We start from the raw sequence: 16,398 nt of genomic DNA, 5'->3' as shown, positions 1-16,398 counted from the left end.
AAGGGTTCACCAAAGAAATAGAAGAAAGCTATGCTTTCATCCTATTTTATAGTCAAAAAGTCCCAAGATTGTATACGTATCCACAGTAAGTGTTCACTTATACAATCCCATTCTATTTATAAAGGCAAAACAAAAAGAGGGCGTATTCGTCCCTCCCTCTTTTTCACATATAAGCTTAATAAAGGGTTCCTTTAAAATAGGCAGACCAATCCCGTTCACTCTGTACACAGACAGAGCCTTTGAGCGCTATTCAATTATTGGCACAAAGTATTGAGACGTAATCTGATTAAGATCAAAGGAAGCCCCTCCGTTCATTTTAAGTTACATAAAGTGTAGCATAAGTAATTCGCTTTCACAAGGTTTAACAACCTATATCATACTAAAGAAAATCTTTATATTTTTACTTTAATCTTCATTTTTTGCGAATTTTTCTCACAATAAAAATAACAAAAGCAATTATCAATTTTAGAAACTTCTCGTATATTATTTTTACAGCACTCGCCAAATTCCTTCATAGTAAGTTAAGTATTATCGTTTTAATACAACAAAAATCTTTATTGACATTTTTATAACCTAATATTAGTATCAGGTTATAAAAAATAAAAGTTAGGAGATGTTCCTATGCATTCTAAATCTCGTATTACTGCAATTGGTACTTATGTTCCAGATCAAATATTGTCTAATAACGATTTAGAAAAGATGGTCCATACGAATGATGAATGGATTGTACAAAGAACAGGAATAAAGGAAAGAAGAATCGCTAGTGACGAAGAATACTCCTCAAACTTAGCCATTAAAGCAATTAAAAATTTATGTACAACATATAAGAAAAACTTAGAAGATGTCGACTGTATCATTGTCGCTACTACTACTGCTGATTACGTTTTCCCTAGTGTTGCTTGCCAAATACAACAATACTTCAACATACCTCATACACTAGCCTTTGATTTAAATGCAACTTGTGCTGGTTTTACATATGGACTACACGTCGGTAATAGCTTAATCACTTCTGGATCACATGAAAAAGTACTTGTCGTAGCGACAGAGACATTATCTAAAGTTACTGATTATAGCGATAGAACGACCTGTATTTTATTCGGTGATGGTGCTGGAGCTATTTTATTAGAAAGAGATGAAGACACCCCAAGCTTTATCGCTGCTCACATGGGAACAAACGGTGATGGCGGCATTCATCTATATAGAACAAACTTATCTACTACTATGAATGGCACACCACTGCAAACAAATGAAAAAATCGTTCAAAATGGAAGAGAAGTATATAAATGGGCAACACGTACAGTGCCAAAAGGCATAAAAGATTTAATACATACCGCAAATATGCAAGTAGATGATATAGACTGGTTCATACCCCACAGCGCTAACTTACGAATGATTGAATCTATTTGCGAAAAATCTCAAATTCCAATACAAAAAACATTAACGAGCGTGGAATATATGGGGAATACCTCTTCAGTCACCATTCCACTCGCTTTAAATTTAGCTATAAAAGAAGGAAGGTTAAATAACGGAGACACACTTTTACTATACGGATTTGGTGGCGGACTTACGCATTTAGGACTTATTGTAGAGTGGAATTTAATTTAAGTGTATAAAAAGAGGTTCTAGTCAGTAACTAGAACCTCTTTTTCATTTAATTTCTTGCCCCTTTTCGAGACCATATCACAACAGGAATAAGTAATAACGCTAACACGCCTCCAGCCAATGACAATGCCGCATAACTTGAATTCGCTACTACCATACCTGACATTGCTCCACCAGAAGCTCCAGCTAGCGCAATAAAAACATCTATTTTCCCTTGTGTTTTAGCACGTGTAGACGGTGTTGTGGAATCAACGATTTGTGCTGTACCACTTATCAATCCGAGGTTCCATCCTAGCCCAAGTAAAGACAGAGCAACGATTAATAATAATAAAGAATCACTTGGCGCTATCGCAGCTATGACACCCGCTGCAAGTAAAATCACTCCACCAGCTATGCTCATTGTAGTTCGGCCAATTTTATCAATTAACATTCCTGTAACGAGAGATGGAAGATACATTGCACCTACATGAAAACCTATCACAAGTCCTACCGCACTTAAACCGTGACCGTGGTGTCCCATATGAACTGGCGTCATCGTCATAATCGCAACCATCACTATTTGCGTAAGTATCATTACGATTGCTCCAACTGTAATACCTCGTTTATTTTCTTTCGCTTCTTCTGTTATTGGTTGTCCTTTATATGTATGTTCCTGTTTATATCTTTCTATTATGTTAGCAATAATCAAAGGATCTGGACGAAGCATAACAAAAAGAACTAGACCCGCCAGTATAAATGCTGCTGCCGATAGTATGAACGGACCTGCAAGTTTAGGAACTCCAATTGAATGAGCAAAACTTCCCATTACCCCTACTAAATTTGGTCCTGCAACTGCACCGAAAGTCGTCATTACCATCGTAATGCTAACAGCCGTTGCTCTCTGCTTCTTATCTGCTAAATCTGTACCTGCATAACGAGCTTGTAGATTCGTGGCTGTACCGGCACCATATATAAGTAAAGAAATAAGTAAAAGAATAATACTATTTGTTAAAGCTGCCATTACAACACCAATTGCTCCAAATCCGCCTACTATAAACCCTGTTGCAAGACCTATCCGGCGTCCATATCGTTGCGAAAGCTTCCCTACTATGAAAGCTGCGAATGCCGATCCTAATGTAAACATAGCAGTTGGTAATCCTGCAAATGCATCTGTTCCAAGCATTTGCTGCGCAAGAAGTGCTCCCACTGTAATACCAGCAGCTAGTCCTGCACCGCCAAACATTTGTGAAATGCTGACGATTATTAACGTTCGTTTGTATAGTTTTTGTTGCTCTTCTTCTGTGTACACATGATTATCTATTAAAGCCCCTGCCTTATCTAGCAATTCCCCATCCTCCTTTTAAAATTAATCCCTCTTGTTAATGTACTATGTATAACGTTACATATTCAATGGCATTTTCCATTCCTTCCTTTCATTCTAAAAAACTTTCTAATCATACTCGACTTATCCCATGCTATATTAAAAATACTAATATTCACAATATGCAAGGAGAAAACAATGAAAAAAACAGTAGAATTATGTGAAGCTTGCAAACATGATCCAGTATATAAAATAGAAGAATCCGATCAAGCAAATCAACCTTATAAATTATGTAACCAATGTCATGAGCGTCTTATTTCGTTATCTTTACATCCTAAAGAATGGTACCACCTTGTAATGATTCACTCACCTTATAAATATTATTTGCATGATAGTTTTTATGAAGAAGATGGTAAAGCGAAGCAACCAAAATTAGAGATGAATGAGCACAAACTTACACCCGTCCCCACTTTAGAAGAAGTTCGCTCTAGTTTAGAGGAATTACTTGATTACACCATGACTAGATGGTTTCTTCAAGAAGCAGAAATTGAAGCTCTTAATAGGTACGATCAAAACGAAGTACTAGATGCTGTTATAAATCGCTTTTCAAACACAATGAATGGTGTAATTAAAACTAGATTACTTGAGATTGTTATATGTATACTAGGAGAATTCGCCTCAGATTGGATAAGAAAACTGTGGAAGGCATTTGATGAAGATTTACTTGCACCTCTTTCTCACGCTGCAGCTTATTGTTTACCATTTGAAGAAGCCTTTCCTTTAGTAATAGAAAGGCTAAAAACAGTATTAAAAAGTGAGCTTCCGACCACTTCCTTCATTTGTCTGCATTCTTTTCAATCCTCAGAAACATTAGATTGGATAGAGGAACATGCAGTATCATTTCATAACGATTGGGCGCGATTAGCTGCAGTATCACAACTAACTTGGAGACGAATTAAATCTTGGCTAACAAAAGGACACCCTTTAAGTTTAATAGCACTTGATGCAATGGTTAGCTGTATACCTGCAAATGAAGATGTACTACATGAAATGGCTCCAAAAATTTTATTAACAGATCCGTCAGAAATAAAGTCAACCTTAATAGCTTACAAACAAAGAGACAATGTTCCAACTGTCAAAAGAAGTGTTGAAACTATTTTAGAAAACAAGACAGAAATATTTCAATACATGAATCCTTTACAAATATCTATCAAAAAGAAACCACAAAACTTTTTAGTTATGGATGGCACAGTACAAATCCATGAAAACAGACTGGATGAATACGTAAACTTCATTAATACAAACAACTTTACTGATGTTTACATTAATGATCTTAGGTATAGTTTGCACCATATTAATTTTCTTGAACGCTGCCCGCAAATTGAAAGCTTACACATTAGTAGTATATATATTACTGATTATTCAGCCCTATATAAATTAAAAAACTTAAAATCTTTATCACTAGAAGAACCACAAGTTCCACTAAACTTAACAGAGCTAGAAAGCTTTACAAATTTAGAGGAACTTCACATACAGTGTAATAAAAACATTAAAGGCTTCGAATCTTGTCCTAACTTAAAAGAACTATACATTCGGAAATACAAACCGAAACAAAAGAACCTTGAAGAATTAATGTCTTTACAAAAAATTGAAAAACTAAGCATTACACAAGGGAACATTAATTCATTAAAAGGATGTAGGTCATTACCTAAATTAAAGCATTTAGAACTCAATTATTTAAGAAATTTAGAGCATATTGATGAAATTGAAAACAATGCTTCAACTTTAAAATACATCGAATTCGACCATTGCAGTAAGCTTAAAAACCACGAATATTTGCGCTATTTAACGGAATTAGAAACTCTCATCTTATCAAGTTGTGGTAACATACGAAATCTACAATTCATTAAAGAACTACAAAAATTAAAACATTTAAGCTTCGTGGATTCTACGATTGTAGACGGAAATTTAGAATCTTGCGTCGGAATTGATTTTGTTGGTTTTAATAATAAAAGGCATTATAGTCATAAATTTAAAGAATTAAATCCAGATTTTTCATACTAACGTAAGGAAAACAGGCTATAGCAGCCTGTTTTTCTTTACGCTTCTTCTACTAATCTTCCCCTTCTCTTTTTACTCAAAGCTTTCCCTTCCCAAAACAACAAACTTACGAAAGCACAAATTAAAATAATTGGCACACTTGCTTTATATAAATCTGTAAAACTCATTGCCATCTGATTCTTGGCATAATGATTCACATCATTCGAAAATGTGAGTACCTCTTTCTTTATACTTTCCTCTTGTTTTTCAACTTCTTTTGTCACTTGCCTCATAACTTCTTCTCTTTTTACATCTCTATATTCTACTGGAACTTCTCTTAATATTTCATCCGTCTTGTCGCGAATCAATTCTTCCTTTTTCTCTTTACTTAATCCCATTGTCATTGCATTTTGTTTCTTATTTATATTCGACTCTAAACTTTGATTCTCTATTTTCTCTTTAGTCATTTGTAAAATTTCAGTTTGCTCAGCACTATTCACATGAATATTACGCACCTTTTCTTCTGCATAACGATATACTTTTTCTTTATTTACAGTTAAATTGTGAGTTAAATTAGAGACAAATATTGCAACCGCCAATACAATTCCAACTTGTCGTAACATTGATACAACACTTTGAGAAGCAGTTAACAGTTCTCCTTCAAATGAAGAAGCACTTAAAACTGTAATTGGCCCCACTACTAAACCATATCCAACACCTAATATCATACATGGAATAATAATTTCTATATTTGTTGAATTAACATTGATTATTTGCAACCAATAGTAGGAAAGCCCCATAACAAGAAATCCTGACAAAATAATAGTTACTTTTCCGAGTTTTTCAATTAAAGTTGCTGCAACTGGTGAGACAAAAAATATCATTGCTGAAATTGGTGTCACTAAAAAAGCCGCTTCAATTTCCGTTCGACCTTGTAGTTTCGTCAAGAAAGTTGGAAGCAATACAGTAACTCCAATTAAAAATAAATTACTCAATATAACAACGATTGACGCTCCGACAAACATTCGATCTTGAAATAACTTTAAATTCACCATTGGATTATGAATCTTTCGTTCTACTAAAACAAATAGAATAAGAGAAATAGTGCTAATTGCATAACAAGACAAAGCAATATTACTTTGCCATCCCCATGTATTACCTTTTACTAATATGAGAGTAAATGAAAAAATTGCTGTGCTACTTAATAGTAGTCCTATCCAATCTATTTTTGAGATAATACGTTCTTCATTTTTTATTTGTAGCATGATGCAACATAACACGATTCCTATTATACAAACCGGAACATTAACGAAGAACACCCATCTCCATCCTAAATTTTGCGTAATAATTCCACCTATTACTGGTCCCATAGCAGCTGACAATCCTTGTGTTACTCCTAAAATTGCAAGCGCAACATGCCTTTTAGCTAACGGCATAGCTGATACACCAATTACCATACTTGTTGGAAATAAAATTGCTGCCCCAATACTTTGTATAAAACGAGAAAAAATAAGAAAATCACCTGTATTAGCAAAAGCGCAAAGTGCCGATCCACCACCAAAAATCACCAGACCAAGAATATACATCTTTGCTTTTCCAAAGATATCAGCTATCCGCCCTAACGGAATGGCAAGTACTGCAATCGTCATTGTATAAACATTTAATACCCAAGACATCTTTTCTAACGAAGTATTTACACTCGATTGTATTGCCGGTAAAGCTATATTCATAATTGTCGTATCAATCATACAAAGAAAGATACCTAGACACATTAAAAAGACAATCTTAATACCCTTTGATTGCTCCATCTTTATATACCCCTTTATTTATTGTGAACGCGTTTTTCATTCTTCTGTTTTATTGTTTTCTTTCGCCTCTAACTCTTCTAATTTTTTCTTCAAAGTCTCCACTTGTGCACTATACGATGCAATACCTACATCTAGTGAAATTTCTTCGACGAAAGTAATACCTACTCTCCACTTTTCATATTTCAATCGAAGATCTGCAATGTACGCTTCTTTTCTTTCAATTTCATCTTTAATCCATTTTTTTATTGTTACATCATCACTATAGTTACCAAAATACATTCTCATTAAAAAATCCGAACGTAAAACATCCTTCTCTACAGGTGTCTGCATGTATTGATAAAATTCTTCACGCCCCTCATCTGTAATAAAGTACATTTTCTTATTCGGTTTTCCCTCTTGCATGACAACCTCTTTTTTTATTTTCCCTTCATTCTCCAATTGTCGTAACGTTGGATAAATCATTCCAAAACTTCCATCAAAAAAATGAGTAAATACGTCTTCAAACACAATTTTAATATCGTAACCAGACAATTCCTTTTCCATTAATAAACCTAAAACAACATCTCTTCCCTTCAAAGTAAAACCCCCACATAGTATATAATCAATAATCATATTAACAATGTTAATATGATTATTGATTATATACCTTATTCTGTTAATTGTAAAATGTTTCTAAATAAAAAAGCCCCATAATTTGGTTTCACCAATTCACAGGACCATTTTCTTTTTTACTCTTTAACACCTACATCTTGCAAAACTTCGATATCCTCTTTCATTTCATAATAATAAGAAGGCAATTCTATACCATGTTCTAAGAAATAATCCTCAATGAATGAAATAATAATTTTTAACGTTTTCACACGAGCATACAATTTATCGTTACTTTCAATAATATGCCACTTCGCATTTGGCTTACTTGTTTTTTCAAACATGTCTTCCATTGCTTCAACATATTCATCCCATTTTTCACGATTACGCCAATCTTCGTCTGTAATTTTCCATCTTTTCAAAGGATTTTTCTCTCTATCTTTAAATCTCTTTAACTGTTCCTCTTTACTTATATGGTAGAAGAACTTCCCTATTATGTAATGGTCATCTGTTAGTAGTTTTTCAAAATCATTAATCTCATCATATGCTCTCATCCACTCTTCCTTTGTAGCAAATCCTTCAACACGCTCAACTAACACACGACCGTACCATGAGCGATCAAAAATGGTGATTTGCCCGTACTGTGGAATTTTACGCCAGAAACGTTGCAAATAATGGTAACGTTTTTCATGAGGTGCAGGCGCTCCAATTGGATTTACTTGGAACCCACGCGGGTCAAGATGTTCCGTCACCCGCTTAATTGCCCCACCTTTACCAGCCGCATCCCATCCTTCCATAACAAGCATAACCGCGATTTTTTCTTCTTTCAAAATTTGCTGTAATGCTAATAAGTGCCTTTGATATTTTTCTAATTTCTTATTGTACTTAGATTTTGATTCAATTTTTTTCGTTAAGTCTACTTTAGCAAGATGTCCATTTTCCATAAAACAAATCCCCCTTGTTGTATGACAATGTTATTTTAACATATTTTTGGTAATTTTTTCATATCCTAAATAGCTGTGTAGAAACATCTCTACACAGCTTCCTCCTCTAATTTCACATATATAAGCACATTTAACTACATTAAAATAAATAATTTATACAGAACTCTTAGTATATTCTTTTTATTAAAACATAAAAATAGCCCTTTTAAAAAGAGCAGTAATCTAAGTATAGAAAAAACAAATTTATTCTTTCTTACTACATACGTAATTATGCCAGCTATAAGAGTAGTGAATAAGATATTGATTCACTACTCACAATAACCACTTTACATTATATGGTATATTTACTCGTAAAAAGAGGATAATAACAAGTAAATCCATTAAAGAATGGGAGCTCTCAAAAAATGAAACGAAAAATATTAACTCTCTTTACGCTTATATGTTTAGCACTACCAATGCAAGCTAGTGCTTACACATTTCAGTCACTACCGATTGCGTCAAAGTCTAAACAATGGTATGTCGAAATTGATAAATCTCATAACTCAAACAAGCAAGCAATCCAGCCAAAACAAGGTGTATTTGATACGTATAGTTTACTCGTAAAAAACATCGGTCATGATGTATCAAACGTATCTGTGGAAATACTTGATAACAATCCTACCTCTAAAGCTACCTTTAAACCTACTACACCTAATGAAAATATTTCTAAAAGTCATACAAGCTTTGACTACATGGTATTCCCATTAGACTTTAATAGTCATAATTTTAAAGTTGTGATCACTTGGGAAGAAAAGAATTTCTCTTATAACGGCCATCCGGTAAATGAAGGTGAAAAAATGAAACAAACATTTGTATTTAATGAAGAATAAGTCCTAATTTCTTTAGGGCTTATTCTTCTCTTTTGAAACCCGCTTGTATCGCTTCCGTCACTTCTTTTGTGATTTCCAATTCTGTTGCTTCCATACTAATTTTCTTGTGCCAAATATGTACGGACGGTTTTTCATTACAAAGATGTTTTATTAATACTAATTGATTATATGCTAGATTATTTTCTATATGGGTAGCGATACAGACTGTAAAATTGTTCGCTTCAAAGACCTTTTCTTCCAAAATGTATTTACTCTCTAATTGCCTTGTTACTATATCTTTCAAGTTTTCTATAGTCATGCATATCCCCCTCTTTTCCCATATAATCAATTAAATCGACGAATACTCGGTACAGACAATGCAATTCCAATTGTTAAAATTACTAAACTAGCTAGTGTTATAATAGTTATCTCGCCACCTATGACAGTAGCTAACCAACCTACAACTACATACCCTAATGGCAATAAAGCAAAAGAACCCAACATATCAAGGCTTGCCACCCTTCCGAATGCTTCTTCCGGTACAAGTTCCTGTAAACTCGTTTCCCAAATGAGTCCAAATATCATCATGCCAAATCCTTCAATTGCCATTAAGAATATTAAAGCGGGTGCCCAAGAAATGAATGGCATAATTAATAAAGCAATACCACTAATTAAAACACCTCCATAAGCCAGTAATCCTCTCTTATGCCACCGCTCTTTCCCACCAAATATTAATGCGGCAATTACAGCCCCACCACCAGAAAAGGCCATGCCAAGTCCATACACGTAAGCTTCAAAATGATGATGAACATTAAATAACCACGGAATTAATACGACGATAATGCCGGCATAACAAATATTTATAAAAGAAAAAACTAAAATTGTAATCCACAGCCACGGATGACTTTTTAAAACTAAAACACCTTCCATAAACTCTTGTTTGTAATTAAGCTTACTCTTTTCAATGGGTTTTACTTTTTTAAACTTAATTTCTTTTAAAAATAATAAACATAAAAATGATAATAAGTACGTTACTGCATCTAGGCCGAAACCTATCCCTGCAGACGCAACCGATACGATTAACCCACCAAGTGCTGGCCCAATTAATCGTATACCTTGATTACTCATTTGAGTGAGTGCGTTAGCTGCATTACGAATTTCAGGAACGAATACTTTTGCCCTTACAGCAGAATATGCTGGTTGGAATATCCCTTCCATAAGTCCGTATAAGGCTACGAGAATATATAAAACTGTAATTGTTAATAAATCCATAAATATAAGCGATGCAAGTAATAGCATTAATATACAGCGGAGTATATCCGTAAATAACATTAATTTAACCCGATCAATTCGGTCTACAATTAAACCTGCAAACGGTAAAGCGAGAATATTAGGTAGCATGTACATTGCCATTGTCATCCCCATCACAACTGTTGAGCCAGTTAATGAATACACAACAACTGGAAGTATGACCATAGTTATCGAACTGCCTAAGGCCGAGAGTAATTGTCCAATCCATAAAAAGTTAAAATGTGGTGACGCTTTAACTGGCGATAATAATTTGCCAACATACCCTAAATCTTTTTCTCTTTGTAATTCCCCTTGCATCTTTCTCTCCTCTTTTCAAATGATTATAGACTTCATAATAAAGTGCCGAAAATTAATAATATTCTATTTTAATTATATAAGAAACTATTATGTTATGGTAAAATTATCAAGAAAAATAAAGGAGAATACATTACAATGCCTTCAAATTCACATAACATCGAGCACCGCATCTATACAATGTGTATGATCCAACGAAATAATGATGTTTTACTTATAAAACGCCCCGACCATCGAGGTTTTCCTGGCTACATCGCTCCTGGCGGAAAAGTAGATTTTCCAGAAAGTATCGTTCAAGCTGCTAAACGAGAAGTAAAAGAAGAAACTGGATTACTTGTTTCAAATTTAACTTTTAAGGGATTAGATGAATACGTAAATCCGAAAGAAAATGTTCGATATATGGTATTTAACTATTGGACAAATTCATTTGAAGGTGAACTCCTTTTGAATCCTCCTGAAGGCGAATTATCCTGGATACCAATCGATACAGCACTACATCTTCCTATGCAAGATTGGTTTAAAGAGAGATTCCCATTATTTTTTGAAACAGGCACTTTTGAAATTCAACGTGTTTGGGATAATGAGCTAAATAAACAAATTTCTATGACAATTACCCATACATAAAAAAAGCTTGGAAACCTGTCCAAGCCTTTCTTACTTCTAAGTAATTTTTTCAATCTTATAATGAATATGTAAAAATTTAAGTCCAAATATCCACATGCTATGATGAGCTGTTAACATTTTATCCTTATCCTCTGTAATGACGAAAGTCTCTGCTAACGGTAAACGTATTGTAAAGAAACGAGTATGTAAATAAATACCCTCATCTCCCTTACCATTTCTTCTTAGCTTACTAGTAATGATTAAATCATTACTCTTATTACATAATTTCAAAATCCCTGTCATATTCGAATATGGTAAAGGTAATGCAATATTCATGTATGTCTCGTTCTTATATGTATGCTTTGAATAAAGAGCTACAAAAATAGATTTACCTGCTTCATTTTTCCTTAGCCAAGCCCTTACATTCTCTCTTCCGTCTTTCTCATCCATTACACCAATGATAGAGCCATGCATCGTTTCCCACTTGCCGCCCATCCCTAAATGTATTTGTCCCACACGCTTGCTCATTTTCTCATAACAAAATGCAAACGGGCGGAACCAACGAGCCCATTTAATATTTGATTGCAACTCATACTCTGTTGTGTTTTCATAAAAACGAATAATCCTTAAAGGAACCTTCGTCACATCAAATGACTCACTATGAAAGTCATTTACTTTATCAACTAAACCGTTGTATTCCTTACTGTCTACTAAATTGCTGCTATATAAATAAGCCTCACCAATTGCCACATTTCCTCTTAACTTACTCATTGGTTTCCCATAGTATTTATAATTCGGAACACTCTTTTCGATCATCCAGCCGACAAATGCCGGTAACGCTACTCCAATTCCGTTGACAACACCGTGAATCCAAACCATTTGAGCAATTGTAATCGTCAATACATGCTTCAAATTCCCGTATGAATATATGAGTGAGAACATAATTGTAACCATGAGTGTACTAGACGAAACGATTAGAAGAATCTTTGCACTGATAGCATTAAATTTTGCTCTCCAAACGTAAAATCCATACCCATAAATCGCACATAAATATAGGAACACTGCAAAAAATTCAAATATTCTTGAGTATGTAATTCCTATTGCAACTGTCATAGGTGAAATCATGATGATAAACATAATAACATCATACACTTTACTTCTCTTTTCTCTTTTTCTCCCTATTAAACCAGCTGATAATGGCAATAGAAACGCCGAATAATGAAAATGTGCAGCTGTGAGTAAAACAATGTCAGAGCTAAAATGCATAATTGAAAGTTTTGCTACTGAAGCAAAAAACCAAAAACCACCTAAAAACAAATAAATAAATGCACTATCTATGGCGGTCTCTTCTAACGGCTTCCATCCCCTTTCTAGCAATCTACTTACACCAAATAACGCAACAATTCCTGTATATACAAACCAAACTAGCGCAAATAAATAGTGATTTGTGAAGAAAGCTAGCATTGCACAAATTGCTGCGATTGGATATAAAAACGATACGAATTTATAAAATAATAAATGCGAACCATCTCTTTTTCTTTTATCAACAATACAAAATGATATTGGTATAAATGATAAAATAGATAATAATATAATTGCTTCAACAGGGTTTATATTCGACCACTCATATATTAAAAAAACAACATAACAAGCAAGCCCAAATATTATATTTTTCATATCGTTTAGTTCCTTTCCACAAATGTTCCCTTATATGAAAAAAGCGAGCCAATTAACGGGTTTCGTACTTGTACATGAATTCGAAAACACTGTAGTGTTGCATCATAACTTTCAACAATTTTTGCTTCACCATACAAGAATTTTGGCAACGGCATTTTTCTTCCAAACATATAAAACCATTGTTTCTTTGAAGAAATATGCATTGCCCCTAACTCATCGATATGAAAATGTAGTGTAGAAACGAGTAAATGTGGTTCGCCAAAATAATCTACAATTTCATTTTCGTTTTCATCCAATTGCATAACTGCGTTAAAATATCTTTTCTTATTATGAAAATAAAAAGTACGGTTCCACCTTACTAATTCTTGTCCATATTCATCTCGCTCAGCTATGTTTTGTATCGTAAATGGAATTTCCTCTCCTCGTTCCGAGAAAAACATTCGAAACTTCGATGCAATTTTCAATATAAATTTCACGAAAAAAGAACCACCGTAAATTCCATCCATCTTTCCTTCCCCTATAAAACTATTCTCTTCTGTAATCGCATAACGCTTCTGCAATTCAGGATGAAGATTTTTATAGGTATCCCCTAATAATCGTTCATACATATTAGCCATACACTTATCCCTTTCTCGCCCTCTTGCAATTTTTCGCGCTTGGTAAATCAAAACTATTTATATAACCGATAATTGATAACCCCATTAGAAGAACATTTAATGTAATCGGATTAAACGGACCTGTAAAGCTTTTGATATCCGTAAACCCTGCCGCTAATGTTAAAACTAGTAACACAATAATATGCAGTATAAATAATTTTCGTTTTGTTAGTGGCAACAGCCATACGACACCGAAAATTATTTCTAACACCCCAATTATTTTAAGTATACATACACTACTTTCATTTGAACCAATTAATACAGAAAGCATCTTTACTTCTTCTAAATGAGTAAACAGTAGTTTTGGCACTATCCCTTGATATATCCATACAAAAGCAAATAAAAAACATACGAGCCAATACGTCATTGTTCTTCTAATTAGTAACCTAGGATGAAGCCCCTTTTCTACCCATAATTTTAAGGCATCAAAACTCCAAGCGGTCGCCCAACCTAATAACGGACGAAAAATATAGGAATCTATTACATTTCCTATACGACCAAATCTTGTATCATAATCATATTGTGTCTCAAAATGGATGTATTCTTTATTCGGCGTATACTTCCAATAACCACGTCCTATTTGAATAAGAGATAATGTATTATCCGTCCAAAATTTTAAAGAAGAAATTCTTTCACCAGTTTCTTTTCTTATTTCACCTATTGATTCCCCTTCTCCAGCTATTTCAAGCCCAAATCCAATCTTTGTTTTATACAAAAACTTCTGTGGTTCTCCTTCTTTTTTCTCTAAATACGAAATTTCAGTAAAGCGAGCATCCCACTCTGTATGTATATCTGGCTCTTGCGTATATTCCCATAATTTTTCCATCGTCGTGTTCATTTTTGTCGCAACATAAATAGGCTGTTTCCTTTTCATTCTCCCACCTCCTATGCACTATAAGTTTAATGTACATGCAATGAATTTATTTTGCTACATTTTTCACAAACTTTTTCTGAAAAAGAAAGAATTTTTAAAATATATATAAAACACTTGATTCCCCGAAAAATTTAAATTATTATAAAACAAATGTTACCAACAACTTCATAAATCAAACACTCTCGCCTAAAACGTGAGATAGAGGTTGCGATACTTATGAGTATTCTAATGGAGACACAGAGATGTCTATGAACTTAGATGAAAGGAAGTATTGCCGAAATTGATAAATTTCTCTGCATTTATCAATTGGGGCTGTTTTCGAATAGAAACAGAACTGTCATATGTACAGACGTGTACGTATGAAGAGCTATCTACAAAAAAGAGATATCATTTTTTATGATATTCCTTTTTTGGCGGTTTTTTTATTAGCTCCGTTTTCTGTTTCCCTTTTCCTGTAACAGCACCATCCTCACTTATTTGAGATGGTGTTTTTTGTTTGTCTTTCTGGTAACTACAGGAGTATTGGGATTTATATATTTCCTAATCTATTCTTAAAAATAGACGAAAGAAGGAATTTGTAATGGAAACAATTGTTCAAAAATTTGGTGGCACTTCGGTCGGAAGCGTCGAACGCATTCAACATGTAGCAAATTTAATTATTGAAGAATATGAACGAGGTCATAGCATTGTCTCTGTCGTTTCAGCAATGGGAAAAAGTACAGATGAACTTGTCGCACTCGCTAACGCTATTACAGAAAATCCAAGTAAACGTGAAATGGATATGCTTCTATCTACAGGAGAACAAGTAACTATTTCATTATTAACAATGGCACTGCAAGCAAAAGGCTATCATGCAATTTCATTAACAGGATGGCAAGCTGGTATTACGACAGAATCTGTACATAGTAGTGCACGGATTACTGACATTCATACAGATCGTATTCAATCTTATCTTGCTGAAGGCACGATTGTTATCGTAGCTGGTTTCCAAGGTATAAGTGTAAAAAATGAAATTACAACGCTTGGCCGTGGTGGTTCTGATACGACTGCTGTCGCACTAGCCGCTGCACTTAAAGCAAAAAAATGTGATATTTATACGGATGTGACAGGCGTATATACGACGGACCCACGAGTTGTAAAAGATGCTTACAAATTAGATGAAATTTCTTATGACGAAATGTTAGAGCTTGCTAATCTCGGTGCTGGCGTATTACACCCGCGCGCTGTTGAGTTTGCTAAAAATCATAACGTAGTTTTAGAAGTTCGCTCAAGTATGGAACAAGAAAACGGAACAATTGTAAAAGGAGAATGTAACATGGAACAACAATCAATCGTTAAAGGTATTGCATTTGAGGATAACATTACACGTGTCACAATTAAAGGACTAGAACAAGGCTCGCTTTCAACAGTTTTCTCTACATTAGCAGCAGCACACATTAATGTAGATATCATCATTCAAAGTATTACAAATGAAGGAACTGTACATCTCTCCTTCTCCATTCACTCGAATGATTTAAGAGAAACTTTAAAAGTTTTGGAACAAAATCAAGAAACTCTTCACTACGAATCTGTAGAACATGAAAATCACTTAGCAAAAGTATCAATCGTAGGATCTGGCATGGTATCTAACCCAGGTGTCGCTGCAAATATGTTCACTACTTTAAAAGAAGAAGATATTCATATTAAAATGGTAAGTACATCAGAAATTAAAGTGTCTGTCGTTATTGACCGCCTTCATTTAGTAACAGGCGTTGAGGCGCTGCATCAATCATTTATGGCGAAAATTGAGCCTTTCGTGCAAATGAGCTAATTTGATATGTTTAGTAACGCTTATAAAAAAATCATATTAATCT

At 34.1% G+C, this 16,398-nt stretch carries 14 protein-coding genes and 1 riboswitch; of the genes, 5 read left to right on the top strand and 9 right to left on the bottom strand.

The genetic code is table 11. The features are described from left to right. Positions 1-621 precede the first annotated feature (621 nt). On the top strand, positions 622-1,605 hold the full coding sequence (locus tag JFU02_RS28620; protein WP_016513032.1) for a ketoacyl-ACP synthase III: 984 nt from the start codon (positions 622-624) through the stop codon (positions 1,603-1,605). Between the two features lie 46 nt (positions 1,606-1,651). Here JFU02_RS28620 and JFU02_RS28615 read toward each other — a convergent pair whose 3' ends face one another. After that, the gene (locus JFU02_RS28615; RefSeq protein WP_061666792.1) at positions 1,652-2,926 is read right to left on the bottom strand and encodes an MFS transporter; all 1,275 of its coding nucleotides are present in this window, start codon (positions 2,924-2,926) and stop codon (positions 1,652-1,654) included. Between the two features lie 174 nt (positions 2,927-3,100). Here JFU02_RS28615 and JFU02_RS28610 point away from each other — a divergent pair, with 174 nt between their 5' ends. Next, the gene (locus JFU02_RS28610; RefSeq protein ID WP_061666793.1) at positions 3,101-4,966 is read left to right on the top strand and encodes a leucine-rich repeat domain-containing protein; all 1,866 of its coding nucleotides are present in this window, start codon (positions 3,101-3,103) and stop codon (positions 4,964-4,966) included. A gap of 35 nt (positions 4,967-5,001) precedes the next feature. Here the strand turns inward: JFU02_RS28610 and JFU02_RS28605 are convergent, their stop codons facing one another. The 3 genes from JFU02_RS28605 to JFU02_RS28595 form a co-directional block, all read right to left on the bottom strand. After that, complete coding sequence (locus JFU02_RS28605) at positions 5,002-6,750, bottom strand: MFS transporter (protein ID WP_061666794.1); 1,749 nt, start codon at positions 6,748-6,750, stop codon at positions 5,002-5,004. 36 nt (positions 6,751-6,786) lie between these two features. After that, a complete protein-coding gene (locus tag JFU02_RS28600; RefSeq protein WP_000678333.1) occupies positions 6,787-7,326 on the bottom strand; it encodes a PadR family transcriptional regulator in 540 nt (179 codons plus the stop codon). Between the two features lie 152 nt (positions 7,327-7,478). Then, positions 7,479-8,282: a polyphosphate kinase 2 family protein gene (locus tag JFU02_RS28595; RefSeq protein WP_061666795.1), complete on the bottom strand. Its 804-nt coding sequence runs from the start codon at positions 8,280-8,282 to the stop codon at positions 7,479-7,481. Between the two features lie 404 nt (positions 8,283-8,686). On the opposite strand from JFU02_RS28595, the gene JFU02_RS28590 reads away from it, so the two are divergent. Beyond that, positions 8,687-9,151 carry a hypothetical protein gene (locus tag JFU02_RS28590; RefSeq protein ID WP_000823334.1) on the top strand — a complete coding sequence of 155 codons (465 nt, stop codon included), beginning with the start codon at positions 8,687-8,689 and terminating at the stop codon, positions 9,149-9,151. 19 nt (positions 9,152-9,170) lie between these two features. On the opposite strand, the gene JFU02_RS28585 is transcribed toward JFU02_RS28590, so the two are convergent. Both JFU02_RS28585 and JFU02_RS28580 read right to left on the bottom strand, forming a co-directional pair. Continuing rightward, on the bottom strand, positions 9,171-9,449 hold the full coding sequence (locus tag JFU02_RS28585) for a hypothetical protein (RefSeq protein WP_061666796.1): 279 nt from the start codon (positions 9,447-9,449) through the stop codon (positions 9,171-9,173). Between the two features lie 26 nt (positions 9,450-9,475). Then, on the bottom strand, positions 9,476-10,738 hold the full coding sequence (locus JFU02_RS28580) for an MFS transporter (RefSeq protein WP_001161201.1): 1,263 nt from the start codon (positions 10,736-10,738) through the stop codon (positions 9,476-9,478). 135 nt (positions 10,739-10,873) lie between these two features. Here JFU02_RS28580 and JFU02_RS28575 point away from each other — a divergent pair, with 135 nt between their 5' ends. Then, complete coding sequence (locus JFU02_RS28575; protein WP_061666797.1) at positions 10,874-11,359, top strand: 8-oxo-dGTP diphosphatase; 486 nt, start codon at positions 10,874-10,876, stop codon at positions 11,357-11,359. Between the two features lie 36 nt (positions 11,360-11,395). On the opposite strand, the gene JFU02_RS28570 is transcribed toward JFU02_RS28575, so the two are convergent. The 3 genes from JFU02_RS28570 to JFU02_RS28560 are packed head-to-tail and all read right to left on the bottom strand — an operon-like array spanning position 11,396 to position 14,545. After that, complete coding sequence (locus tag JFU02_RS28570; RefSeq protein WP_098515806.1) at positions 11,396-13,015, bottom strand: YndJ family protein; 1,620 nt, start codon at positions 13,013-13,015, stop codon at positions 11,396-11,398. A gap of 5 nt (positions 13,016-13,020) precedes the next feature. Beyond that, positions 13,021-13,632, bottom strand: coding sequence for a DUF4166 domain-containing protein (locus JFU02_RS28565; RefSeq protein ID WP_000002645.1), 612 nt, complete (start codon positions 13,630-13,632; stop codon positions 13,021-13,023). Between the two features lie 4 nt (positions 13,633-13,636). After that, complete coding sequence (locus tag JFU02_RS28560) at positions 13,637-14,545, bottom strand: DoxX-like family protein (RefSeq protein WP_000823942.1); 909 nt, start codon at positions 14,543-14,545, stop codon at positions 13,637-13,639. 191 nt (positions 14,546-14,736) lie between these two features. Next, positions 14,737-14,923, top strand: a riboswitch (Lysine riboswitch). Positions 14,924-15,125: 202 nt separating this feature from the next. Between JFU02_RS28560 and JFU02_RS28555 the strand changes: the two genes are divergently transcribed. Then, entirely contained in the window at positions 15,126-16,355 is a 1,230-nt protein-coding gene (locus tag JFU02_RS28555) for an aspartate kinase (RefSeq protein ID WP_000448036.1), read from the top strand. Positions 16,356-16,398 lie beyond the last annotated feature (43 nt).

It is taken from the genome of Bacillus sp. TH13 (genome assembly GCF_016651175.1).
GTDB lineage: Bacteria > Bacillota > Bacilli > Bacillales > Bacillaceae_G > Bacillus_A > Bacillus_A thuringiensis_S.
Note: the sequence above shows the minus strand (reverse complement) of the source record. Positions and strands in the feature narration are given on the sequence as shown.